At 37.5% G+C, this 24,405-nt stretch carries 22 protein-coding genes; 4 read left to right on the top strand and 18 right to left on the bottom strand.

Going from position 1 to position 24,405, the window contains the following annotated elements; all coding sequences use genetic code 11:
• The first annotated feature begins 1 nt into the window (after position 1).
• The 3 genes from ACOQON_RS00505 to ACOQON_RS00495 are packed head-to-tail and all read left to right on the top strand — an operon-like array spanning position 2 to position 3,162.
• Positions 2-853 (top strand): peptidyl-prolyl cis-trans isomerase, encoded by an 852-nt coding sequence (locus tag ACOQON_RS00505; protein ID WP_420576970.1) that lies wholly within the window; start codon positions 2-4, stop codon positions 851-853.
• A complete protein-coding gene (locus ACOQON_RS00500; protein ID WP_420576969.1) occupies positions 807-2,156 on the top strand; it encodes a peptidylprolyl isomerase in 1,350 nt (449 codons plus the stop codon). The genes ACOQON_RS00505 and ACOQON_RS00500 overlap by 47 nt, the downstream gene beginning before the upstream one ends.
• 43 nt (positions 2,157-2,199) lie before the next feature.
• A complete protein-coding gene (locus ACOQON_RS00495) occupies positions 2,200-3,162 on the top strand; it encodes an AAA family ATPase (protein ID WP_420576968.1) in 963 nt (320 codons plus the stop codon).
• On the opposite strand, the gene pheS is transcribed toward ACOQON_RS00495, so the two are convergent.
• The 8 genes from pheS to ACOQON_RS00455 form a co-directional block, all read right to left on the bottom strand.
• Positions 3,159-4,166, bottom strand: coding sequence for a phenylalanine--tRNA ligase subunit alpha (gene pheS / locus ACOQON_RS00490; protein WP_420576967.1), 1,008 nt, complete (start codon positions 4,164-4,166; stop codon positions 3,159-3,161). The genes ACOQON_RS00495 and pheS overlap by 4 nt on opposite strands.
• Positions 4,167-4,204: 38 nt before the next feature.
• Positions 4,205-5,293 carry a glycosyltransferase family 4 protein gene (locus tag ACOQON_RS00485; protein ID WP_420576966.1) on the bottom strand — a complete coding sequence of 363 codons (1,089 nt, stop codon included), beginning with the start codon at positions 5,291-5,293 and terminating at the stop codon, positions 4,205-4,207.
• A 126-nt stretch (positions 5,294-5,419) separates the two neighbouring features.
• Positions 5,420-6,424, bottom strand: coding sequence for a UDP-glucose 4-epimerase GalE (gene galE / locus ACOQON_RS00480; RefSeq protein ID WP_420576965.1), 1,005 nt, complete (start codon positions 6,422-6,424; stop codon positions 5,420-5,422).
• Between the two features lie 88 nt (positions 6,425-6,512).
• The gene (locus tag ACOQON_RS00475) at positions 6,513-7,874 is read right to left on the bottom strand and encodes an undecaprenyl-phosphate glucose phosphotransferase (protein ID WP_420576964.1); all 1,362 of its coding nucleotides are present in this window, start codon (positions 7,872-7,874) and stop codon (positions 6,513-6,515) included.
• Between the two features lie 46 nt (positions 7,875-7,920).
• Positions 7,921-9,024 (bottom strand): DUF1972 domain-containing protein, encoded by a 1,104-nt coding sequence (locus ACOQON_RS00470; protein WP_420576963.1) that lies wholly within the window; start codon positions 9,022-9,024, stop codon positions 7,921-7,923.
• Complete coding sequence (locus ACOQON_RS00465; protein WP_420576962.1) at positions 9,021-10,121, bottom strand: glycosyltransferase family 4 protein; 1,101 nt, start codon at positions 10,119-10,121, stop codon at positions 9,021-9,023. Before ACOQON_RS00465 ends, ACOQON_RS00470 begins: the two co-directional genes overlap by 4 nt.
• The gene (locus tag ACOQON_RS00460) at positions 10,118-10,975 is read right to left on the bottom strand and encodes a sulfotransferase family protein (protein WP_420576961.1); all 858 of its coding nucleotides are present in this window, start codon (positions 10,973-10,975) and stop codon (positions 10,118-10,120) included. The genes ACOQON_RS00465 and ACOQON_RS00460 overlap by 4 nt, the downstream gene beginning before the upstream one ends.
• Positions 10,968-11,726 (bottom strand): hypothetical protein, encoded by a 759-nt coding sequence (locus tag ACOQON_RS00455; protein WP_420576960.1) that lies wholly within the window; start codon positions 11,724-11,726, stop codon positions 10,968-10,970. Before ACOQON_RS00455 ends, ACOQON_RS00460 begins: the two co-directional genes overlap by 8 nt.
• A gap of 2 nt (positions 11,727-11,728) precedes the next feature.
• Between ACOQON_RS00455 and ACOQON_RS00450 the strand changes: the two genes are divergently transcribed.
• On the top strand, positions 11,729-12,865 hold the full coding sequence (locus ACOQON_RS00450; RefSeq protein ID WP_420576959.1) for a glycoside hydrolase family 5 protein: 1,137 nt from the start codon (positions 11,729-11,731) through the stop codon (positions 12,863-12,865).
• On the opposite strand, the gene ACOQON_RS00445 is transcribed toward ACOQON_RS00450, so the two are convergent.
• The 10 genes from ACOQON_RS00445 to cysN are packed head-to-tail and all read right to left on the bottom strand — an operon-like array spanning position 12,862 to position 24,401.
• Positions 12,862-13,773, bottom strand: a complete 912-nt coding sequence (locus ACOQON_RS00445; protein ID WP_420576958.1) for a glycosyltransferase family 2 protein — start codon at positions 13,771-13,773, stop codon at positions 12,862-12,864. The two genes, ACOQON_RS00450 and ACOQON_RS00445, sit on opposite strands and share 4 nt — an antisense overlap.
• A 5-nt stretch (positions 13,774-13,778) precedes the next feature.
• Positions 13,779-14,756 (bottom strand): sulfotransferase domain-containing protein, encoded by a 978-nt coding sequence (locus tag ACOQON_RS00440; RefSeq protein WP_420576957.1) that lies wholly within the window; start codon positions 14,754-14,756, stop codon positions 13,779-13,781.
• The gene (locus tag ACOQON_RS00435; protein WP_420576956.1) at positions 14,731-15,972 is read right to left on the bottom strand and encodes a hypothetical protein; all 1,242 of its coding nucleotides are present in this window, start codon (positions 15,970-15,972) and stop codon (positions 14,731-14,733) included. The genes ACOQON_RS00440 and ACOQON_RS00435 overlap by 26 nt, the downstream gene beginning before the upstream one ends.
• Positions 15,969-16,829 carry a sulfotransferase gene (locus tag ACOQON_RS00430; RefSeq protein ID WP_420576955.1) on the bottom strand — a complete coding sequence of 287 codons (861 nt, stop codon included), beginning with the start codon at positions 16,827-16,829 and terminating at the stop codon, positions 15,969-15,971. Before ACOQON_RS00430 ends, ACOQON_RS00435 begins: the two co-directional genes overlap by 4 nt.
• Positions 16,810-17,538 carry a sulfotransferase family protein gene (locus ACOQON_RS00425; protein ID WP_420576954.1) on the bottom strand — a complete coding sequence of 243 codons (729 nt, stop codon included), beginning with the start codon at positions 17,536-17,538 and terminating at the stop codon, positions 16,810-16,812. Before ACOQON_RS00425 ends, ACOQON_RS00430 begins: the two co-directional genes overlap by 20 nt.
• A gap of 7 nt (positions 17,539-17,545) precedes the next feature.
• A complete protein-coding gene (locus tag ACOQON_RS00420; RefSeq protein ID WP_420576953.1) occupies positions 17,546-18,841 on the bottom strand; it encodes a polysaccharide biosynthesis C-terminal domain-containing protein in 1,296 nt (431 codons plus the stop codon).
• Positions 18,834-19,871: a GNVR domain-containing protein gene (locus ACOQON_RS00415; RefSeq protein ID WP_420576952.1), complete on the bottom strand. Its 1,038-nt coding sequence runs from the start codon at positions 19,869-19,871 to the stop codon at positions 18,834-18,836. Before ACOQON_RS00415 ends, ACOQON_RS00420 begins: the two co-directional genes overlap by 8 nt.
• Before the next feature lie 26 nt (positions 19,872-19,897).
• Positions 19,898-22,372, bottom strand: coding sequence for an SLBB domain-containing protein (locus tag ACOQON_RS00410; protein ID WP_420576951.1), 2,475 nt, complete (start codon positions 22,370-22,372; stop codon positions 19,898-19,900).
• A gap of 2 nt (positions 22,373-22,374) precedes the next feature.
• Positions 22,375-23,145 (bottom strand): 3'(2'),5'-bisphosphate nucleotidase CysQ, encoded by a 771-nt coding sequence (cysQ, locus tag ACOQON_RS00405; protein WP_420576950.1) that lies wholly within the window; start codon positions 23,143-23,145, stop codon positions 22,375-22,377.
• Positions 23,142-24,401: a sulfate adenylyltransferase subunit CysN gene (gene cysN, locus ACOQON_RS00400; protein ID WP_420576949.1), complete on the bottom strand. Its 1,260-nt coding sequence runs from the start codon at positions 24,399-24,401 to the stop codon at positions 23,142-23,144. Before cysN ends, cysQ begins: the two co-directional genes overlap by 4 nt.
• Between the last annotated feature and the right edge of the window lie 4 nt (positions 24,402-24,405).

Below are 24,405 nucleotides of genomic sequence, written 5' to 3'. Positions count from 1 at the left end.
AGTGAGAAATATCCTCATTTTCAACATATTACTCATTACCGGATGTCAGTACTTTCAGCCAAAAGAGCAGACTGATGAAGAAGTAATCGCCAGGGTTGGAGAAAAGGAATTGTTGGCCTCCAACATCAGTGCATTGATTCCTGCCAATCTTACAGCAGCAGACAGCACAGTTTTTGTTGAAAAATTTGTGCTGGACTGGGTGAAGAAGCAGCTAATGATTAGTCGGGCGGAAGAAGCCATTGACTTCAATGAAGCAAGAATTCAGAACAAAGTACTCGACTACCAATATGCTCTTATGGTACATGAACTTGAAAAAAAATACATTGAAGCTAACCTCAATGAGGAAGTAAGTGATGAAGAGGTTCGCGGGTATTACGATGAAAAATCTGAGAACTTTGTTCTTCGACAGAACCTGGCCAAGTGCATTTATTTTAAGGTGCCATCAAAAGCACCTAATGTATGGAGACTCAGAAGGGCGTTGAGAAATTACCCTCAAGATACGACTGAAATCTGGAGCTATGCAGAGGAACATGCTGTAAAGGCTTTTGTAGAGGATTCTGTCTGGGTGAAATTTGACGAGGTTCTCATTGAAACACCACTTAAAGACGTAAACGACAAAACAGCATTCCTGAAAGCAAATAGCTCCATCGAAGTATCAGATGAAGAATTTATTTACTTCCTGAAAATTTTTGAGTACAAAACTGTGGGAGAAATTGCCCCGCTCGAATTCATTCGAGAGAGTGTAACTGATATCATCATCAACAAACGGAAAATTGCTCTGAAGAAGGAGCTGGAAAAGAAAATTTATGAAGAAGCAGAACAGACAAATGCGTTTGAGATTTACAGCAATTAGTGCGGCGATAATGTTTGCATTTTCCTCGTTTGCTCAGGAAAACGAGGTAGTGATCGATAAGATCATCGCCAAAGTAGATGACTATATCATTCTCAAATCGGAGCTGGAACGCTCCTATCTGGACTTCCTCTCTCGAGGGGAAATGCGTGGCAGTAATGCCAAATGTCAGATTTTGCAACAGTTGGTAGTCAATAAGATGCTAATGGCACAATCAGAAATCGATTCAATTTTTGTTGATGATGCTGAAGTAAATAATAACCTTGACCGAAGAATGTCAGTCATGGCTCAACAATTCGGTGGTGAAGAAGCAATCGAAAATGCTTATGGCAAAAGTATTGAGCAGATCAGATCAGAAATTTTCGATAACATCAAAGAGCAACTCACTATTCAGCGTATGCAATCTGAGCTCACATCCGGCCTAAAAGTGACTCCTGCAGAGGTTAGGAAATTTTTCAAAAACATACCCCAGGATTCTCTTCCGTACTTCTCAACAGAGGTATCCATTGCTCAGATTGTAAAAGAAGCCGAGCCAGGTAAGACCCAGAAAGACAAGGTGAAAAACCTTATGTTAGACATAAGAAGCCAACTCGAAAGCGGTATTGACTTTGCAGTTTTAGCTAAAAAATACTCTCAGGATCCCGGATCAGCCGCTAAAGGTGGGCAGCTTGGATTTTATAGTAGAGGAGAGTTAGCACCGGAATATGAAGCGGCAGCCCTTTCAATGAAACCCGGAGAGGTTTCTATGCCAGTAGAAACCCAGTTTGGTTTTCACTTGATCCAACTTCAGGAAAAAAGGGGTAACACATTTAAAACCAGACACATTTTGATTAGCCCACAACCAAATCAGAACGACTATCAGCGAGCAGAAAATTTTCTTGATAGCTTACGAACCCTAATTCAGCTTGATAGCATAACTTTTCAAGCTGCTGCCAAAGAGCATTCAGATGACCAGGAAACGTCATCCGCCGGTGGGTTTTTTCAGGATGAGACTGGTGCATTAAGAGTTCCTGCAGAACAGCTGGACCCGAATATTTTCTTCACCATAGATACAATGAAAATTGGTAACATCACGAAACCAATCCGGTTTCAGAAAAAGGATGGAACCTATGCTTTTAGGATAATCTATTACAAGAATAAAATAGCGCCACATCAGGCTAATCTGGATGAAGACTATCAGAAAATTGCCAACGCTGCACTCGCCCAAAAGAAAAACTCCAAAATCTCTCAGTGGTTTGAAAAAGCACGAGGCAATGTCTTCATTGAAATTGACCCTGAATACGATTATTGTAACCTCGAAAACTAAATTACGATTAAAAGGAGCAGTCACTTAAAGGAATAATTGAGCAATGGCAGAAACCACAGATGTGAAACTTGCAGATGAATTAGCAAATGATTTTCAAAATCTAGAGTCAGAAGTTTCGAAGAAAATTATCGGACAATCAGATGTAGTCCGACTGCTTATAACTGCTCTATTCTGCAATGGGCACTCACTTCTGGTTGGGGTACCAGGCCTTGCCAAAACATTGTTGGTTCAAACGGTTTCGAAGTGTCTGGGATTAGATTTTAACCGGATCCAGTTTACCCCGGATTTAATGCCGTCAGACATTCTTGGTGCTGAGACATTGGATAAGGAACGCAATTTACGATTTATCAAAGGCCCTGTTTTTTCCAATGTAATACTAGCTGACGAAATAAACAGAACTCCTCCTAAAACACAATCTGCTTTGCTAGAGGCCATGCAGGAAGGTGCTGTTACCATCGCAGGACAAAATTATGATTTGGATAAGCCATTCTTTGTCTTAGCTACCCAAAACCCAATAGAGCAAGAAGGAACATACCCCCTTCCGGAGGCGCAGCTGGATCGTTTTATGTTCATGATTAAGCTGGATTATCCTAAATATGAAGATGAAGTCGAGGTGATTAAAAGCACTACCTCTCAGCAATTAGGAGAAGTAAAAGAAATCATTTCTAAAGATAAAATCCTGAAATATCAAGAGCTGGTACGAAAAGTACCTGTAGCTGATAATGTGTTTGAATATGCTGTGAACCTTGTGTCAAAAACACGTCCATTAGGAGAGAAAGCTGATAAATTAGCTCAGGAATATCTGGAATGGGGTGCCGGTCCACGTGCTGGTCAGTTTCTAATACTGGCTGCCAAATGTAATGCCCTTATCACAGGAAAATATTCTCCTGATATTGAAGATGTGAAGCTGGTTGCTGCTCCAGTTCTTCGTCATAGAATCGTCCGGAATTTCAAAGCTGAGGCAGAAGGTGTTACGGAGGAAAAAATCATTTCAGACCTTCTTTAAAATTGCTTCAAAAAGCGGACGTCATTTTCTGAGAATAACCTAAGATCATCGATTTGGTATTTAAGCATAGTAATACGTTCTATGCCCATACCAAAAGCAAATCCGCTGTATTTGGTCGAATCGATCCCGCAGTTTTCCAAAACGTTGGGATCTACCATCCCTGATCCTGCAATTTCTACCCACCCCGTTTGCTTACAAATCTTACAGCCACTTCCTCCACAAATGAAACAGCTGATATCAATTTCAGCACTTGGCTCTGTAAACGGAAAATAAGAAGGTCTTAACCTGATCTTAGTATTCTTACCAAACATTTCCTTAGAGAAATGATAAAGTGTATTCTTCAGATCTCTGAAACTTATATTTTCACCTACGACCAATCCTTCAACCTGATGAAAAAAGCAATGAGCTCGAGCTGAAATAGCTTCATTTCGATACACTCTGCCAGGCATAATGGATCGAATGGGTGGTTTTTTCCTGCCCATCAATCTGATCTGAACATTGGAGGTATGTGTTCTCAACAGAATATCCGGATTCTTTTCAATGAAGTAAGTATCCTGCATCTCTCTGGCAGGATGATTTTCCGGGAAGTTGAGGGCAGTGAAGTTATTCCAGTCATTATCAATTTCCGGACCATCTTCCACATTAAAACCCTGACGCTCAAAAATCTCAATGATTCGACTTTTTGTTTGAGAAATGGGGTGGATAGACCCCTCCACTCCATATGCTCCGGGTAGTGTTACATCGATATCACTAGATGATGACTTTCCCGCGCTCACAGTGCTGGACAACTCCTTTAGCTTGTTCTGAGCAAGATTTTTTAAATTATTAAGTGCAGGGCCAAGTTCTCTTTTTTGCTCTGCCGGAACTTGCTTGAACTCTTCGAAAAGATCATTAATCACATTGTTTCTTCCGACAAACTTTAAGCGGAAGCTTTCCACCTCCTCTTCCGTTTTAGCAGTAGCATTTTCTACTTCAGAAATGAATGATTTTACCTTTTCGAGCATAAGTTTTGCAGTTCAAGAATTAACCGCAAAAATAGCAATTAAACTGAGGTATGCGATTTGCTCACCCTGATTTCAGGAGGAATGAGCTTGGCCAGTCTGGCAGACTCTCTTCTCATCAGTTTTCTATCCAGCAAAGCCCCGATGATTATAGTCGTTAGCGTCATGGTAAGCATGATCCACAGTTCCCCTATACTTTGAAATGTTACTGCAAACACGATCATTATCACATTATAGCCTGCGAGACAAACCGTTGATTGACCGTGATTTAATCCTAACTTTAGTAATACATGGTGAATATGATTTCTGTCTGGAGAGAGTGGTGGCCTTCCTGTAAATATCCTTATTAGCATCACTCTTAATGTGTCGTAGACAGGCAATACGAAAAGTGCCAAACTTGTAGCTACCGGCGATAAGATTGTTGATGGAGGGATAGGTGTAGTTAAAAACTTAACCATTAAAACGGTGAGCATAAATCCGAAAACCATCGACCCTGTATCACCCATGAAGACTTTAGATGGATACCAGTTATAAAGCAAAAATCCCAGAGTAGCTCCTGAAATAGCGAATGCCAGTGCTGAGTTAACATGGAGTCCACTTTCAAAGGCCGTCCAACCCAAGAATACTGATATGATCAGTGCAACACTTCCTGCTAACCCATCAATCCCATCGATCAGGTTAAATGCATTGGTCATAACCACAATGACAAATACGGTAAAAATCTCATCAAAGAGCCACGGGAAATTATTTACTCCAAATAAGCCATTGAATCCTTCTATCTTAACACCCCCCAAAAAAACCACAAGGAATGCAGCAAAAACCTGAACTACCAGCTTATGCTGAGCCAAAAGACTTGACAAATCATCCCTTACACCAAGTAAAAAAATAAGAGCGGTTGCTCCTAATAGATACTTCTCGGTTGCTAAATCAGCGATGGGCAGTGCCATCAATAGCGCCATGATTATTCCAATAAATATGGCGATACCGCCTAGAGATGGTGTGCTAACACTATGAATCTTTCTCTTATCCGGACGATCCAGCAGGTCAATAGATCTAAAGATCCTAATAACTACAGGCATCAGGGTAAGCGTTACTAAGAACGAGGTGGCTATGGCGAGCGGCAGTCCCATTATTTTAATTTTCAGACTTATGGAAATACACCCAAAGTCTTCTTCAAAAATGTTGATTTTTTAAGGGATATTTTAACTATTTCGGCAAACGGATGAATTTTATAGTTGAAATGCACTTTCGAAACATTATAAACTTTTTTGCCAGTCCCATGCTGACCGGGTCATATCATCCAGTCCCAATTCTGCCTTCCAGCCCAATACACTATTCACTTTAGTAGTATCGGCATAGATCTTCTCTATGTCCCCAGATCTACGGTCGACTATCTCATAATTCAGATTCACTCCGGAAACTCGTTCGAATGACCTGATCACTTCCAGCACAGAGTATCCATTTCCCGTTCCAACGTTGAACAAATCATAATTCTCTTTCATCTTCTCAGCATATTTAAGAGCCTCAATATGTGCCTTGGCCAAGTCAACTACATGGATATAGTCTCGGATGCATGTGCCATCCGGTGTGTCATAATCTCCACCAAATACCTTCAGTTTTTCTCGAATACCAGCAGCTGTCTGGGTGATGAAGGGAACAAGGTTATTTGGAACACCAAGAGGCAGCTCGCCTATTAGTGCTGTTTTATGTGCGCCAATCGGATTAAAATACCTAAGAGAAATTGCTTTGAAAGACGGTTTTACTTTGCAATAATCCTCTATAATCTCCTCACAAATTTGTTTCGTGTTTCCATAAGGTGATTCCGCAGGCTTCTTTGGTGTGTCCTCTGTAACAGGAAGCTTATCAGGCTGGCCATATACCGTACAGGATGAGGAAAAGACAAACTGGTTGACTCCATATACCCCACTCATTTCCAACAGATTAAGTAGAGATATCAGATTGTTTTGATAGTAAAGAATGGGCTTTTCCACAGATTCACCTACTGCTTTTGACGCTGCAAAATGAATGATAGCGTCTATTTCATGATTTTCAAATAGCACCTTGACAGATTCCTTATCTGCCAAATCACTTTGAATGAAATCAATTTTTTTACCAGTTATTTTCTCTATTCTGTCCTTTACTTCAAGTTCAGAATTAGAAAGATTATCAACAACGATGACTTTGTACCCCTGGCTTAGCAATTCCCCACAGGTATGCGAACCGATAAAACCCAGCCCTCCCGTCACTAATACTTTTTTCATGTGTATATAATTTGTTTTTCAGCGGCCACATGCCTGCCGTCAGGCAGGGAATTCGCATGAACCATATTCATCAACTGTTGGTATTCTATCAATAAGCTTTTTGATCCCCGCGAATGATTGAAATAGCAGTTAGCAAAATGATTTTAAAGTCAAGTGTCAGTGACCAGTTCTTTACATAAAAACGATCCAGCCTGACCCTTCCACTCATGTCGCTAAATTCAGCAGTCTCACCCCTAAACCCCCTTGCTTGCGCTAACCCGGTAATTCCTGGTTTTACAGCATGTCTTTGCCAAAATCGATCGATCTGAGGCTGGAATTCCTCATTCAAGGCAATTGGATGAGGACGGGGGCCAACCACCGACATGTCTCCTAAAAAAACATTAATGAACTGTGGTAACTCGTCGATCGATGTTTTACGTAAAACAGCACCAATTTTGGTTATTCGATTGTCATTTCTCTGAGCTTGCTTAAAGGCAGCATTCTTTTGGTACGTCATTGTGCGAAACTTCCAGCACATGAAATCCTGATTATCCTTGCCATGCCTCTTTTGCTTAAAGAATACGGGCCCTTTTGACTCGAGCTTAATAAGCAATCCGATTACGGGAATCAACCATGAAAGAATACAAATAATCACAAGGGAAGAAAACAAAATATCGAAGGTTCTTTTTACAATTCGATTCACTTCATGATCGAGAGGGATTGTATTTACATTGATAATTGGAATGTTTCCATACTGCTCTATAGATAGGTTGTGAGTCATGAGTCTACTGAACTGCGATATTAAGTTGACCTTAATTAAATTATTCTCAGCAAAATCAATAATCTCTTTGACATCATCTTCACTAAGATTTGGTAAATGGCAAAAAATGATGTCTGTATTTTTTTCTAAGGCCACCCGTTCCAACTTATGTATCGGGCCCTCTTCATTGATTTCAAAAACACCAACAAGATTATATCCCAACTCCGGATTTTCATGAAAATGTTGGATCAATGTATCAGTAAGGTCTCCACCCCCAATTACCATCACATTTCGAAGGTTATAGCCTTTAGTTCTGGAGTATCGAATGAAATAGTGCCAAACCGATCGCCAGCATATTATTGCTACAGTAAATATTAAATATGTGACAAAAAGGTACTTCCTTGAGTAGTCGACAGGCTGTAGAGCAAACCACAGCGCAAAGACTATAGAAAGATTAATTACTAATGCTGACAATACTCGATTTAGGTGATCTAAGAGTTGAGACTGTCTATTAATATCTTGTAACCGGCTACTAAAAAAAATTAGCACCCAAAGAATATTTAGAAAGAAATGAAGCGTTGTATATTTTGGTGGATAATCTAAGGAGTTGAACTGATAAAAAGAAGCAGCCAGTACTCCTATATTTAGTGAAATTAAGTCTCCCAAAAGGAAAATAAGGAGGAAGTATTTGGAGTAGCGGTGTTGCGGCATTCCAACATGAATTAGAGCGCAATTTTAACGAATTAAATGGTCATTATCACTTTAGCAGAGTTTTAAAAAAATTGTAGTATTGATCAGTTATTTTTTCCCATGTGTAATTCTCTATTATTCTATTACGTGCTGACTTGCGAAGTTCCTCAAGATGTCCGTTATCATTATCCACCTGCTCTATTAGCGATCTAAGATTTCCTTCTTCTTTAGAAAAATAAAATCCATGTTGATTACCTGACAGCATTTCCTGGGTAAAGGGAGTGTCTATTGCTAGAATTGCGCATCCATAAGCAAGTGCCTTAAGCATTGTTGGGTTGGTGCCACCAAATTCATGCCCGTGGAAGTAGGCATAACAATTATGATATAGCTCTGCTAATAAATCCTGATCTTTTACATATCCAGTAAAAACCACTCGAGGATCATTAACACTTTTAATCCTGTCTGCGTAGGCATCCTTATACGGCACGTCACCAACAATTACTAATTTCTTCTTCGACGTGGAGCTTATAAACTCACGAACGATAACATCTGCATTATTGTCGGGTATTAGACGACCGACAATAAGATAGTAAGATTGAGATTCTAGTTGCCACTGCTGTAAAATTTTAGGATTTTTTGATTCCCGGATATTTGCCCCATAAGCAATTACAGTTGAATCCGTATTGAATTCCTTTAAATAAAAATCACGCATTGCATCTGAGTCGTTAACAATCTTGTTAAAGGTTTTTGTGCAAAGCTTCGATGACCAGTAAAAATACTTAGCCCCGAGACCTTTCCATTTCGGCCTTAACCATTCCAGTCCATCTACATTTATCGCTGTTTTCTTCCCAAAAAGACGTGGTATCCAGCCAAATGGTCCGTTTGCAGAATTCACCGCAAATACAATATCGTAATTTGAAAAAGAAGCGTGAATAAATGACTGAAAAGAATGAACAAGCTGACTTAATGATTTGCTCTTAATGGTTGGAATATACTTCAACTTTATTCCATTGATTTCTTTTGGTCTAACCTCAAAAAGATTTTTATGACAGTATACAGTAATTTCAACATCATCCAACTTGACCAATCGTTCGCATACTTCCTTAACAAAAGTTTCATACCCACTATATACATACGGATAGCCTCTGGATCCTAAAATTGCTATTTTCATCCTAATACTTTGTCGATATATTCCTTAGCTATCGAATCCCATGAAAATTCAGATTTGACATACTCCCTGGCATTCCTGGATATTTTTTGCTTTAGATCTGAATTTTTTGCCAGCAAAGAGATAACATGAGCCAAAGATTTTGAATTGCCTTGCTCAAAGAGTAAGCCGTTTTCATTGTCTTCTATTATTTCTTTAAATGCTTTTATGTTTGATACAATTGGGCACACACCATATGACATAGCCATTAAAAGTACCCCACTTTGATACACTTCATCGTATGGCAAAACAATTGCATCAGCGGATTTAAAAAGATTTTCTCTTTCACTATCAGATATATAGCCAATATCTAAAGTAAGGCAAGTCGAGTCCTTACTATCAATAATCCGCTTATAGCTATCAAAATCATCTTTCCAGACCCTTCCAGCAACATGGTATCTAATATTCGAACCACATTCCACGGCCAATAAAAAAACATCCAGCCTTTTAATTCGCTTGATCTGTCCGAAAAAAACAGCAAAAAAATCACCTTCCTTAAGACCATACCTTTTTCTGGCTTTCTCCCTGGTGATGGAGCTATCAACCAGGTTTTCAAACGAGCCATGTTTGATGCTTACAATTTTATCCTTTTTATTAATCAATGGAAGTGTGGATTCCAAGGAGTAGGCATTATGAACAATGATTCTGGATGCTAAAATGTTATAACAAAATTTTCTCAGACCCATAGATTCAGATCCGGCAAAACTTTGAGAATCATGGCTAATCAGAATCAACCTTTGGCCTGAAATTTTCAATAATAGAAGTAGAAAAACATAATATAAATCAGCACTGAACAAGTGGACAATTGAATGCTTAATCCTATTTTTCTTCAACGAAGAAATAGCCAATGCAAACCCTCTGAATATGCGAACAAATCGAAGTATTGGATTCTTTACAAAGAAAGGAAAAACACTAAATGCTTTATAAGATGTGTTTGACACAGCAAAGTTTGAATAAATAAACACATCTGCACCATTTTCTGCAAGCCCTTCTGCCAACGAAGAGGTATAATAATCCATACCGGCCTTTCTCCCTACATGATCAATTATGCCTACTTTCATCTCAAAAGTGAATTTGTATCTATTCCTGTAAGGTCCTCTACCTTTCTCAAATCATGCTTGTAATGATCCTGCAACCTTACTTTTATTTTCTGGTCTATCGAAGGTTTTCTTGTGGTCTGCAGGAAAATAAATCGAAGAAAATTTTGTGCAGAGGCGGGTAGTATACTTTTTACAATAGACCTAATTCTCCTTTTTTCATACAAAAATCTCCCAATAAATCCTCTAGGCTCTGAAAATCTATTGCTGCTTGCAAGTGATAAATCTTGTTCTTGAATCTTCAAGAATTTCTGAATTTCGTCAAGTACGTTTTTTCCATTATTGAGAAGGTCATCGTATGTGCAAACAAAGAGATTCTTTTCGAATAGTTCATAGTACCTGCTTAGAGATTCAGAATATTCACTTAAGCTAAAATATTGACGAGTTTTGAGATCCTTTTTATTGTTGAGATATTGATTAGCTAACTCCTCAAATGTTTCAGTACAATGACCTAGCTTCCTATCCATGAGGTAGTGAGAAAAAGCTCTCTGCACAGGATTTCTTAATACAATGAGGATTTTAGCCTCCGGATTATACTCCCTTATTTTTAGCGGAACTGAGGAGTAGCCAAAATATGAGACACTGGATTCACCAAGTATTGTCTCATTCCTATCCTGAAATATTTTTTCATAATCGACGAGGCTAGAAACCACACCTGCCCGATAGTACAAATTTTCATTCAAAATATCTTCAGCTGAGAAATAGTTTACCTCTTTCGGGTCGGACATGTACACTTGCGAATGCCTGGCCAATGTGTCATGCAATGAAGTTGTACCCGCCTTCGGAACCCCTACAATAAAAAAGTTTACTCTACTCATTCCTCTTCTTGGCTACATTTTGATAGTACTTATCACTTTTGTAAGCTTCGATATCGTGCTTCATCCGGGAAAACCGTCGCTTCCAGTTTATAATTCGGAGCAATCGCAACAGTTTAAATAGTGCTAGATAGAAGGGATTACATTGAACTGAAACATTCATAAAATGACCATAAGTAGCCAAAAAAGGTTTGAAGGCATACGGATACTTTGTAGGAAAAGTCACCTCTATCTTTTTACCGGTTTTATTAAAGACAGGCAAATCTCTTTTAGGAGTCAATCCTATAGACTTAATGCATTCCTTAAAAGAGTCATTGAGATCGTGAAAATTAATCACAAAGTCCAGGTACTTATGATTGTAGCTGTAAAGTGTATCTACCGGTAATTTGAATTTTCCTTTTAGAAATTCATCAAAAGACAGCCCAAGTTGAATCCTGCGGAACCATTTTCTATCTGCTTTAGTAATGTGTCCGCCATTCTCTCTAAAGTATTTTTTTGTTTCAAAGACCTTGCCTGGATTATTCAAAAATTTGGAGTACTGAGAAAATGCAATATCAATAGGGTTTCTTATACATGCGAAAAGTCGGTACTCATTGAGGTCAATAGAGGTTTGGGTCTTCAATTCGTAAGCGTTGCTATGCTTTTCCAGTATTGGTTCTCCATCGTATTGCTCAATCAGCTCCTTGGAAATGGCGCTTGAAGCTGAAAATGGTAAACCAATGAATACATACTTATATTTATGGGAAATTATCACTTATGAGAGTAATATTTATTGTGTTGACACTTTTATTAGCTGGCAAAGATAGCAGGCTTCAGACTTCAGCATCAAGCACTGACCTAAATATATGGAGAGGAGGGAACATTAAGCCTTTTGTCTATCATAAAGGATCGGTTACTACTGGTGAATTTGTCACCAAAGAGATGATAGAAAAATATAAGGAATGGGGAGTTAACTTGTTGAGAGTTCAAGTATTTCTGGATAAATCATCCTCATTTTTTGAGTCAAGTCGAAGAAAAAATAGAAAAAAACATAATAGCGATGGATCTGAAGACGAGAGTGAAAAACTTGAAGATACTTATGGTAGGTATTTGCAGGGATTAGACTCTGTTGCTAAATATTGCCGGGATCTTAATATAGATTTTTTTGTAGCGCTTCATGGGGTTAAACATAGGTATGATGAACCAGAAAATCTTTACACAAATATGAAAGAGTTCTGGATGATGATTGCAAATAGATATAACTCAAATAAAAATTTGATCGGGTATGACCTTTTGAATGAGCCAAATACCGAATACGAAACAAAGAATCTTTATCACGGCAAAAAAATATTTGATCAGCTAATTAACGATATTCGAGAAGTTGATACAACTCGATATATGATAGCGCAAGTCACTGAAAATGGGGCCCCACATGGTTTTAAAGAGATTCGACCTTTGGAAGACAATAAGGTTATATATTCATTTCACTTCTATGAGCCTCATCAATTCACATACCAAGGAATGAAGGGACTTAAATCATCAAGCACAGATTATCCGGGAATGATTAGGCCAGATAATTCAAATGAAGCAGTATATCATGACAAAGAAGAATTAAAGAGAAGCTTAAGAGCGGTTAGAAAATTTCAAAAAGAACATAACGCGCGTATCTTGGTTGGTGAGTTTAGTGCTGTAAGGTGGGCAAACGGAGCAGACCTATTTTTGAAGGACGCTATGGAAATTTTTGAAGAGTGGGAGTGGGATTGGACATACTTTACTCTGTACGCAGAATGGAACGGATGGTGTCTAACGGTGAGTAGTGATTATGAAGATGAATATGGTTTCATTTCTAATGATATAACCAACAATAGATTTAGTACGGTTAAATCATTCTGGAATAAGAATAAAAAAGATTAGAACAAAATCTTGAACCACATCAGCGCCGGTTTAAACCGGCCGTTTAATGAAAATTTTAAGGCGTGAAAGCTAACATCAAAAAAGAACAGCAGGTTAAATACAAACTTTTCTTTTCCATTTAAATGCATATTCATTGCGATTCTCCTATTACGATAAATATTAAGAAAATGAAATGCCAGGTTTGGATTCTTAATATGTGTACCACTATAATTATTTTTATTATGACTTGCAGCACTTCCATGAACCTTATGATAAATGTAGATGCTACCGAGATATTTCATCTTAAGTCCCATTCGATTGATTCGAATACATAGTTCAAGGTCTTCACAATACATAAAGAAACGGTCATCAAACAATGTATTTTTATCAAAAAAATCCCTCTTGAATAACATTGAGCAGCCGGAAACAAATGTCACATATCTATCCTTAAGAGAACGAGATTTAGACGGGTATTCACCAAAATCATAAATATATGGTCTCCCAGAGGACATTCTTATTTCACCTCCTCCATACCAAACCTTTTCAGGTTCACTCAAATACATTATTCGCGGAGTTGCAATAACGACATCTCTCTCTTCATCAAGTACTTTTGCTAACGCAGTAATAACCCCCCGATCAATAACCGTATCGTTATTAAGAACATAAACGTATTCAAAGTCTAAGTGCTTGAATGCCCAATCCAACGCATAATTATTCGCACGGCCAAAGCCTATGTTACTCTCAGGATAGAGAATATTAACCCTTTCATCATTAGATAACTCATTGAGAATCTTCTTTTGCTTAAATGCATTAACAACTATTACAACATTTACATCACACTCTTCCTCATGACGAAATAATGAGTCTACACATACTTTAGTATCCGTTTCGGAATTGTAGTTTACAAGAATTACTAATACTTTCCTCAATTCAACTAATAATTTAATTCCTGAAGATTTAACCCGATAAGCTTGCTAAGCTTCTCATTAGAGGATTGATAACGATTCCCAACAAAAAATTTTACTTGTCCTCTGACTTTTTTCGTAATATATTCTTCTAGAAAATTTGGTGATAACCAGCCCATAACCTTAAATGCTTTAATGATGAGCCATGCCAATAGTGGGTGATAGAAGGGAGAGTACCCATTCATTGAAGACCTGTATGCAAGCAGATTTAAAAAGCGTAAATAATAAGTAAGGAACTTTGCCTTTTTTTGATTTCTGATCTCAACAAATCTAGACTTGTTGAAATCGATTTCTCTTCCAATAAAACGTGATAATTGTGAAACAAAATTGTCAGGGTTTTTCTTAAACAACTCGAAGGGATAAACCAATACATTGTTTTGACCAAAAAAGCGTTGATAAGTGGCAACTAAATCAGTGAAGTCAAAATGATCAGGTGAAAAATACGGCATTCGCATGTCATATGAATCATTGAGATATTTTTTTATTGACTTGGTTCCACCTTTAGATAGGTATTGAAAATAACATGAGGTGATTAAGTCAACCTGATTTCTAATAAGAATTAGAATTCTTGCATTTGGAAAAGTATTATGTAATCTTTTTGCTATAATTGGTGCATCGAACGCACTTGCTTGAGGGTTTCCCGACAATCTTTCGTGAGAAATAGTCAAAATTTTGTCGCTGCTTTTCTTTCTTTCGTAAACCCTTAATATTTCATCTAATTCCACGTGTTCACTGAATGGAGAAAGTAGGTAACCTTCTTTGTTCTGAAAAAACAATTCACCTAATGTGCTATGTGCTTTATCACGCGTAGAAAAAGGTTCGAAAACTTCGTTTGCGGAAATAAACAGTTCATTTTGCAACCAAGTAGAGGCAGTTTTATGGTAACCCAAATGAACCAATATCTTTTGGTTTTTCAGTTCTTTAAGTAGACTTTCCAATCCTTTCATCAATCTTGAATGTGGTGAATAAAAAAATTAGGACACTTACCATGATAAAGTGGTGTGGCTTCCAAATAATTTTTGCAGTCTGAATTGAAATAAGCAAAAGATATAATTGATATGCAACCAAGCCTTTTGTTATTAGTTCAAAGCGAGGCTTTCGAGTCGATTTTGATATCAATCTATAAATTGAATATAAGGAAACTGCCATAACTAATGAATATAATCCAAAAGTGTATAGCGCCCCAAGGGGACCTAAATCCGACACATGAAAATAAAACTCTTCTCCATAAAGCTCCTGAATAAACGAAGATCTAAGAAATCCATTTCCCAGTACAAAGTTGTTGACTAGCCCTTCATACATAAAAAGAAATTGTGTAATTCTTCCCTGACTTGAAGAATCATCTGAGTCAATTCCAAGTACTGCCATTATTGCTTCATTGAAATAATCGATTTTTTCTCGAAAAAAATATTGAAATGGTTCTACAAAAAGGATTACCAACACAATACCTCCTACTAAAACCATCAAAAAACCGATAAACTCAAATGATGATGAATTATTCTTGTTTCTAATCAGAAGTATCCCAGACAGAAAGACCGTGATCAGAAACTGTCCTCGTTGCAATTCGATAAGATGAGGAATAAAAAAAAGCAATCCAGCTAATATCAAAAATTCGTGTTTTCTATCTTCAAGATACCTTAGAAAATAGTACAGATAACCAAAAATTATGAAAGTTCGCGTATATATTTCTGGCCTAAACTCTAGCAATGAATTAGAAAAAGGAGATCTAAACTCAACACTATCCCTGTATATGATATTAATCAAAATGTATAAGGAAAAATTTAACCAAACGCCTGCAATTAGCCACTTTTCAAGCCATTTTATATCGTCAATATGTTTGATAAACAAAACGTATAAGTAGACTGGCCCTAGAATTAGTACATATTTGTAGCAAGCGATAATTCCAGATATTATGGGCTGACCTATGGTTCGGTATGATTGAATAACTGATAGGCATAACCCTATGCCAATGATGAGACTTACTCTAAAAAATTTTTTTATGAAAGGATCTTCCGATCTGTTTATTAAAAGAGTAATTCCTCCTAGTACAGAAACACCTAATAACCAAAGAGTTTGAAATAACTCAAAAACTGTATTATCCAAAAAATGGAAATAGAAAAAAACTGAAATTAAAAAAACAAACTTGGGCTGAATAGTATTCATTTTTCAACTTCATCATAGCCAAAATACTTTACAAGAGGATAAGTTTTATATTTTTCAAATAACCCTCTTAGCTTCTCATTTTTTAAAAATGAATTCTTTCTATCATGTTTTAATCGTGATATGAACTCATTGATTGTTTCAGTTTTATCCTCAACATTCAAAAATGAATTTATTCGCTTAAGATGATCTCGGGGATCATCCAGAAAATCTTCATATTTAAACATAAGGCAATTTTCTTCCATCTCTTGGTGGATTTGTACAACGCACTCATTATACTGCATCCATAACTTAATTCCTTCCTCCAACTCATTCATTCTTGTCGATTGTTGATAACCTATTCTTCCAAAAAGGAAAAAGCGTCTAATTTTCTTTATGAAGCCTATTTTATTATGCTTTAGCTTGGTATTTCTAACATATAAGCTATTGGCTACATCGAAAGGGTTTCTTACCACAATAACAACCTTCATTTTTGGAAACAACTTTTTCCAAATAGAGTATGTAATCGTTGTTCTGGGATCCTTCCATCCCCACAAAAATGTACTTGAAAATGGATTCTTTCCTAAAAAGAACCTAAAGCCTAAAAAGCGATTTAGATACCTTTCTACGTCTAAAGACAGCCTTTCTTGAGCACTTTCATCTATAAATTTAAAATTATATGGGTTGTCCCAAGAAGCATTTGTCTCTCTTAATAGCCAATCGTTAAGCTTAATAAAAAAGCGAGACTCATTGTTTACATCCTTCCTCTTAAAGGGACCTGACCAAATACCAATTGAATCCAAATATTTGGATATCATTGTGGTACCAGATCGATGCATTCCAATAATTAGAATCGGAGGTTTAAGGCTTCCAATTTTCACAACTGATATTTGTTAAATGCTCTAGTTTCTTAATGTCGTCTTTATAAAACTGATATGCGAAATCCTTTAAATCATTCGGCATTGATTCATAACGATTAGAAAAAACAACCTCATTTTCAATTTTTTTGTACTCGCTAACCCCCAGAAATGACAATATTTTATTCAGAAACGAAAGTAAATCCCTCTCCATTTCATCATGATTAAGCACCAAAATGGAATTTCTGGGAAAAAAGTTAAGATATTCCTCTATCATTTGTCCATAAAAGCCTCTCTGCAAATAATGAAACTTGTTTTTGTATCTGGTCTTTTTAAAAGGAAATTTTCTCACCACAGTAATGGCCCTTTTAAAATCCCAACTTTCAATTCCTCTAGAAACCATCATTTGATAATGTGAGTAAGCTCGATACATCGGATTCCTCAAAACAAAAATCAGCTTAATATTAGGATTGTATTTAAAAATACGCTTCGCATACCTTCTATCCGTCATATAGGATGGTGTTATTTCCCCCTTGACGTCTTGGAGAGAAGCATTCTCAAAGTTTTTATGATATGATTTATAATTGATATCAAGCAAATACTTTAAGCTATCATCGAAATAGTGAAGCTCTTTTTTATCTGGAATAAAAATGCTTTCATGGTTTCCTAAGAACTTATGCAAAGCCGTTGTTCCAGATTTTTGAGCCCCAGCAATAATGAAATCGATTTTCATAATTTATTTATTTCAGCAGGGGGAAAGAGTAGAAACCAAACTTTCTGTACACGAGAATAACTTGTGCTAAATTCCCAAGAACTAGAAACAAAGATGAGCTTATGGCAGCTCCAAGAATACCGAAATAGTGTATTAAAGGTATAGAAGCAAGTATGTTTAGAACTCCGGATACTCCATTTACTTTTAAAACATCACTTTGATTACCTGAATAAGTCAAAAGTGTTCCAACAACTCCAGTTCCCATATTCACAATTTGTCCTAAGGTCAATATCACCAACACAGGAGAACCTGCTAAAAACTCTTTACCAAATACCCCCATAGCAAATTGAGGAAAAAGTAAGCAAAACAACGTTACTGGAAGAGTAATTATGACTATTCCCAAACTTACACGCCGAATTAATTGCTTTAGACCCATCCAATTCTCTTTAGATAATAGCAGTGAGATTTTTGGTGCACTTATAAGTGAAAATGCAAGCAAAACAAACTGTAATAAGACAGAGTACCTTAATGAGGTGGTGTAAATTCCCAAATCAACAGCAGAAACCATAATACTCAAAATAAGCACATCACTGTATCTCAGTGGAATATTTACCAATTTTATATAGTAGAATTTTTTCGACTCATTAAATAGAGGAATTTTTCTTGAAATTATATCCTGATATCTAGGGGAAATTTTTATGGATACAATGAAGCTGACTAAAGATATAAGACTGGCAATTAAGCAATATGAAATTAAAAAATTATTGACATTTAACTGATTTGTTGATTTTAGGATTAGCACAACACCAAAAAGCAATGAGGGGATCAGAAAACTTTGAAAGATCGCTGATATTCTGGGTCTTAAAAGTGCCCTTAAATAATCTGCAGATAACGGTATAATAGTCATCGCCCCCACACTTAAGCTTGTGAACCTAAGTGCAATCTCCAAATTTCCATTGATGGATTGATGATAAGAAACTAGCCAAAGTATCAAGCTAATTATAAGAGAAGTACCAAAAGAATATTTAACAGCCCTAGTAAACAAGCTGGATATTTTTACCTGCTCCAATACAAATTGAGGGACAATTTTTGTTAAAAGATTATTAAATCCTAATAGCGCTATTGTTGAAAAAACTGTTGATAAAGTCAGCACCAAATGGTAACTACCAATACCGTCAGCTCCTATTTCGCGTGCAACAATTATATTCATGAAAAAGGAAATAGCAGCTCCAAAAGATCTGAAAACGAAAGTAAAAAAAGCTCCGGAGAGAATATAGGATAAATCCTCTCCTAGAAAATCCTTAAGCCTTTTAAGGTTAATCATTGATAGATTTTACAACAATGATTCCTGCATGAACCATAAAAGAGCAAATGACAGTTAAAAGCAAAATTAATGTCCTATTCGGTGAAGCCTTTTCCACAGGAACAACCACTGGTTCAATTACAGTAAACACAGGGGTCTTATTTTCCAACTGAATCCTACTTGACTGATATTCATTTGCAAATTGAAAGTAAACCTCACTACTTAAGTTCACTTTGGATTCCAACTCTTGCTGACGCATTTGCACTCTTGGATCACGAATATTTTGATTGGATAGCATATAATTAGCCAATTCTCTTTGATCAGATTCATAAGTCTTCTTTGCTTTCTCATATTGCCCACTCACGAAATCCAACTTCCTTTTTTCTTTTGCAGTAGTATAAACCTCAATGTATTCCATTAAAAATTTATAACCTTCTTTTGCAATTTTTGCAGATATTAATGGGTCTTGCATTTCAACAAAGAGTCCAATTGTACCTGTTTCTTCATCCATTTCAACCCAAATTCGTTCTCGAAAGCCATCCATAATTTCCAATTCCGAATAAGAAATTCTAATAAGTGAAGTGTCAGAATGAGACTTATTATCGATTTCTTTGTCAAAAATTTCTCTCTTTAAACGAACAGGAAAATATGCCAAGGATTTAACATAACCGAACGGTGTTTTTCTTATCTCCTCTTCTATATATTCCCTTAAAAAGATTTTTTCATTCTTATAGTTGATTTCAGTTTTCAAACATTTTAAAACAAAGGGTGTGCTTCCTATTATTTTAGGATAAAGTTCAGGTGACAAAGATTCAGAAGGTGCCAAACCACCAATATCAACACCCGCTATTGAGGCAAGGTTGCTCAAATTGCTACCACTAAGTGGGGATGAACTCTCTTCAGGAATAACAACAACTTTTGAGACATACTCATTTGGCATGATTAAAACTAAAACAAGCGTGATAGACGCAGCTATTCCCATTGTTTTTAACAAAGAAAATCGCTTATTCCAAATAAGTTGTATAAGTAAGTTAATGGATACCTCTTTCATTAATCGTTTATTTGAACGAAATACATTTACCTGTTAATTTGAGTGATAACCAAAACCAAAGTAGCAAGGGAAGAAGTAATTCCTATCAATTGCTGGGCATTTAACGGCTCTCTTTCTCTTACTCGCTGTGGCACAATTACTTCAGCGCCAGGCTCCAGTTTTGGATAGTCTTTGAAGAACAAAAAACTCCTGGTCCGCTCTGCAGACCCATTTGCATATATCACATAGGTTTTTCTCGGTCGTGCATCATCAGTGAAACCACCTGCTTGCGATATAGCGCGTTTGGCACTCATACCTGGCTCATACCTTACAGTGTTGGGATAGAGAATACTTCCTCTTACTCTCACCGTCTGGATTCTTCTTGGAATACTAATAACATCTCCATCTTTCAAAATCAGATCATATTTTGAACCAGGCTTGTCCAATGATTCCCCCAGATCAATACCAATACTTTCTTTTTCACCAAGTTGATTCACATCATTATTCACATCTCTTTTCTGCAAATCCTTCAAGCGCTTAGATCTGAATAAATCAGCCTCAAGGTCCTCTCCCACATCCATCGAAGTAGTATCTTCAAAATATTCACTTCTTCGCAAGATTGTGGCTCCATCGGCATAAGCAAACTCCGTCAACCCCCCTGCTCTTTCGATTAGATCTGATATCTTGTCCTCCCGTGTTTCAAGCGCATAGAACCCCGGATAAAGTACCTCACCCTCAATTTTTACCAATTTTTGTGCTTGATAATACGAAGAGCGTTTAATCAAAACAACATCAAAAGGTTTGAGCTCAAAAGAAGAAGCAGAATCAGAAATTCCCAATCCTTCGTTAATAGGGAATGTAAATATCTCTGCGGTACGATCGATATCTCCATTGTCTGAGCTTAATTGTCTTGCTACCTCTACCACTGATTTATTGGCAGATTCCTTGAATCCTCCGGACCTAGTTATCAAATCTTCCACAGTCATTCCATCCAGGTATTGATAGGTACCAGGGTTCCTTACTTCTCCTTTTATTTGAACATTCAATGAAGCTCTTAGGTCAAAGATCGATTGGATAACGATTCTATCATCTCTTTGCAACACCACATCTTCTTTGCCCTCTTTCACGTCTTTTACACTAAAAGAAATATTTTTTAGTGTTAAGTCATTATTAAGTCGGAAGATGTTACCTCTTCCCAAAAATGCATCCTCACGAAGGCCCTCTGCTTTTTTGAGGAGACCGGAAAGCATCATCCCTTCCTTGAGCTCATAATCACCTGGCCTAAATACTGCTCCATTTATGGATACTCTGTTTTCAAATCGGTTAATGATGCTACCAATGTTGATGGAATCGCCGTTTTGAAGAATTACCTGATCAAACTCATCATTTTCAACAGATAACATCGATTTCATTTTACTGGTGGGCCTTTCTATCACCAAATTATCTGTGTATGCACCCTCTGAAAAGCCTCCTGAATACTGAAAAAGATCAGTTAATGTCTCCTGTGGCAGCATTTCAAATCGTGCTTCATTCTTCACTGCTCCGGATAAACTCACTCTGTTTATGTACGCGTCAACGACAACATTATCTCCATCTTGTAGTACCAGGTTTTCAACTTCCTCAGGACTAAAAAGATATTTGTACACATCCAATGTAGCAACTTCTTTCGCATTCCTTACAACTCTAATACTTCTCAAAGAGCCTTTTTCAGTAGGTCCGCCCGCTGCATATACGGCGTTGAATGCACTTGAAAAAGAATTGAGGATGTAGGTTCCGGGCTGTGAAACCTGCCCAATGACATTTACGCTTATTGTTCGAATATTTCCAACAGTAACCTGAAGGAAAGTATTTGGGTTACTCCCTTTGAGGCCGGAGTAAATGGAGGATAGCCTATTCAACACTTTGCTTTGAGCTGCCTCCACTTTTAGGCCTGCCAAATTGATCGGGCCAATTCCTGAGATGATAATTTGTCCATCAGGAGATATTTCCTGCTGATAGGTGATTTCTGATGCCCCATATACATCAATAATTATTTCATCCCCGGCACCCAAAACATAGTTCGCGGGCGTAGGGATATTCAATGGTGAGGCAAAGCTTACATCCTCACTTTGTCTCTGAAAAAAGTCCATCCCAAAAATTGGAAAAGCCCTTTTTTTGGAAGTAGTAATACTTTCCTTGTTATCGAAAGGATTTGCTTCTGCAGGGTCTGTCCTTAGCCTGCTGAGCGACACTGAAGTTTCACCCTCTGTGGTCTGCATTTCAGCTAGTTCCGGGTTGAGTGTATAGATCCGTGATCTAAGTTTGGAGATTTCAACTTCTGACATTCCTCTCTGTCTTGCAATCTCTTCCATCTGGGTTTGTGTCAGCCCTGAAGATTGAGCTCTCTCCACGAATTTCTGAATTTGCTCGTCTGTCAGATTATCCACATTTATGGTCTTCAAATCAACGCTTTGAAAGTCCTGAGCGTTCATCTCAAATGAAGTCAAACAAAACAAAGAGAGTATTATAAATAGCTTTCTCATTCTTATGAAGGTAATACGATAAAGTATGGATTTAATAAATTTTTCTTATTGTAAGCCAATTGAGTTCTCTGATCTTCTAATGTCACTCGTCCTCCGGATTCAGAGACAATTGCATGAGCAGCAGCTGTATCCCATTCCATCGTTGGCCCAAAACGCGGGTACACATCTGCTTCTCCGGAAGCAACTAACAAAAACTTTAAAGAACTTCCTTTTGAAACCACTTCCGGTGAATCCAGTTTCGATACAAAGGCCTCAGTTTCTTCACTCATGTGAGACCGTGACGCCACCACTTTTAACCCTGACTCAGAAAGTGACTTTTTAGTTGTATTTATCTTATCCACTTGTCCATTTCGCTCTCTAAAAGCCCCTCTTTTCTTAATACTCCAAAAGATTTCTCCCAAAACAGGAGGATAAACCACTCCTAGAATTGGTTCGCCATTGTGGATTAAAGCAATATTGACAGTGAATTCACCGTTTTTTTTGATGAACTCTTTGGTTCCATCCAAAGGGTCTACCAACCAAAAATATTCCCATTTGGATCTCTCCTCATAAGAAATATCCCGACCCTCCTCACTTAAAATAGGTATTCCCGTTTCCTCTAAAAATGAGACTATCTTATTGTGCGCTGCTTTATCCGCAAGAGTCAATGGGGAGTCATCTGCCTTGGCTTCAATAGAGAAATCACCAGATTCATAGATCTTGAGAATCTCAGTTCCTGCCGAAAGAGCTGCTTTCTTGGCGACTTCCAAAAGTAATTCTGGATTTATACTCATATGATCATTCCGGCAGCTACCGTCTCATTAGTTCCCTCGTCCACAAGAATGATACTTCCCGTATTCCTGTTTTTTCTGTAAGGATCAACCAAAAGAGGTCGAGTCGTTCTCAACTGTGCTCTACATATATCATTAGCTGTAATGCTCTTATCCTCCTCATTTCTATGAAGTGTATTAATATCCAGCTTGTAACGAATATCCTTAATCATTGCCTTGGCATCAGCCGTCGTATGACGAATCGTATACTTAGCACGTGGTTGAGGTCCTTTTGCATTTAACCAGCATAGCATCACCTCCACATCTTGCTTTGGTTCAGGCTGGTTATTTGTTCGTACAATCATGTCACCTCGACTAATATCAATATCATCTTCCAAAGTAATCGTCACGGACATAGGTGCGAAAGCTTCTTCAACTTCACCATCGAACGTATCAATTGACTTGATCCTGGAGGTAAAGCCAGACGGAAGCACAATTATTTCATCGCCGGGCTTAAAAACTCCTCCCGCAATTCTTCCTGCATAGCCACGATAATCATGGTACTCATCGGTCTGTGGTCTGATAACCGTCTGAACGGGGAATCTGCAATCAATATGATTATGATCGCTACCTATGTGAATATTCTCCAAAGTGTACAGGAGAGTAGAGCCTTCGAACCACTTCATCTTTTCACTCCTGTTCACCACATTGTCACCTTTCAACGCACTGATTGGAATAAACCGAACATCCTTTACATCAAGCTTTGAAGCAAAATCTTCAAAATCTTCTTTGATTTCATTGAATCGCTCTTCGCTATAGTCTACCAAATCCATTTTGTTGACACAAACAATAATGTGAGGGATCTGAAGAAGAGAAGCGATGATAGAGTGCCTGCACGTTTGTTCAACTACGCCATTCCGTGCATCAATTAAAATAAGAGCCACATTTGCAGTAGATGCACCTGTTACCATATTTCGCGTATACTGAATATGTCCCGGGGTATCTGCTATAATAAACTTTCTTTTCGGAGTTGCGAAATACCTATAAGCAACGTCAATGGTGATTCCCTGCTCTCTTTCGTCTTTTAAGCCGTCTGTTAGCAATGCCAGATCTACCTCTGTAGCGCCACGACGTTCGCTGGTTTGCTTAACCTGATCCAACTGATCCTCAAAAATTGATTTCGAGTCAAAAAGCAGTCTTCCGATTAACGTACTCTTTCCATCATCTACGCTACCGGCAGTGGTAAAGCGCAATAGTTCCATATCTAAATATCCTTCCATGTCT

The organism is Ekhidna sp., assembly GCF_965221965.1.
GTDB lineage: Bacteria > Bacteroidota > Bacteroidia > Cytophagales > Cyclobacteriaceae > Ekhidna.
The sequence above is the reverse complement of the archived record's forward strand: the minus strand, read 5'-3'. Positions and strand labels throughout refer to the sequence as shown.

Bases quoted from the DNA above. Each gene is read 5' to 3' on its own strand.
- ACOQON_RS00500 (WP_420576969.1), top strand. From the start codon at position 807: ATGAAGAAGCAGAACAGACAAATGCGTTTGAGATTTACAGCAATTAGT.
- ACOQON_RS00495 (WP_420576968.1), top strand. From the start codon at position 2,200: ATGGCAGAAACCACAGATGTGAAACTTGCAGATGAATTAGCAAATGAT.
- pheS (WP_420576967.1), bottom strand. From the start codon at position 4,166: ATGCTCGAAAAGGTAAAATCATTCATTTCTGAAGTAGAAAATGCTACT.
- ACOQON_RS00485 (WP_420576966.1), bottom strand. From the start codon at position 5,293: ATGGGACTGCCGCTCGCCATAGCCACCTCGTTCTTAGTAACGCTTACC.
- galE (WP_420576965.1), bottom strand. From the start codon at position 6,424: ATGAAAAAAGTATTAGTGACGGGAGGGCTGGGTTTTATCGGTTCGCAT.
- ACOQON_RS00475 (WP_420576964.1), bottom strand. From the start codon at position 7,874: ATGCCGCAACACCGCTACTCCAAATACTTCCTCCTTATTTTCCTTTTG.
- ACOQON_RS00470 (WP_420576963.1), bottom strand. From the start codon at position 9,024: ATGAAAATAGCAATTTTAGGATCCAGAGGCTATCCGTATGTATATAGT.
- ACOQON_RS00465 (WP_420576962.1), bottom strand. From the start codon at position 10,121: ATGAAAGTAGGCATAATTGATCATGTAGGGAGAAAGGCCGGTATGGAT.
- ACOQON_RS00460 (WP_420576961.1), bottom strand. From the start codon at position 10,975: ATGAGTAGAGTAAACTTTTTTATTGTAGGGGTTCCGAAGGCGGGTACA.
- ACOQON_RS00450 (WP_420576959.1), top strand. From the start codon at position 11,729: ATGAGAGTAATATTTATTGTGTTGACACTTTTATTAGCTGGCAAAGAT.
- ACOQON_RS00440 (WP_420576957.1), bottom strand. From the start codon at position 14,756: ATGAAAGGATTGGAAAGTCTACTTAAAGAACTGAAAAACCAAAAGATA.
- ACOQON_RS00435 (WP_420576956.1), bottom strand. From the start codon at position 15,972: ATGAATACTATTCAGCCCAAGTTTGTTTTTTTAATTTCAGTTTTTTTC.
- ACOQON_RS00425 (WP_420576954.1), bottom strand. From the start codon at position 17,538: ATGAAAATCGATTTCATTATTGCTGGGGCTCAAAAATCTGGAACAACG.
- ACOQON_RS00420 (WP_420576953.1), bottom strand. From the start codon at position 18,841: ATGATTAACCTTAAAAGGCTTAAGGATTTTCTAGGAGAGGATTTATCC.
- ACOQON_RS00415 (WP_420576952.1), bottom strand. From the start codon at position 19,871: ATGAAAGAGGTATCCATTAACTTACTTATACAACTTATTTGGAATAAG.
- ACOQON_RS00410 (WP_420576951.1), bottom strand. From the start codon at position 22,372: ATGAGAAAGCTATTTATAATACTCTCTTTGTTTTGTTTGACTTCATTT.
- cysQ (WP_420576950.1), bottom strand. From the start codon at position 23,145: ATGAGTATAAATCCAGAATTACTTTTGGAAGTCGCCAAGAAAGCAGCT.
- cysN (WP_420576949.1), bottom strand. From the start codon at position 24,401: ATGGAAGGATATTTAGATATGGAACTATTGCGCTTTACCACTGCCGGT.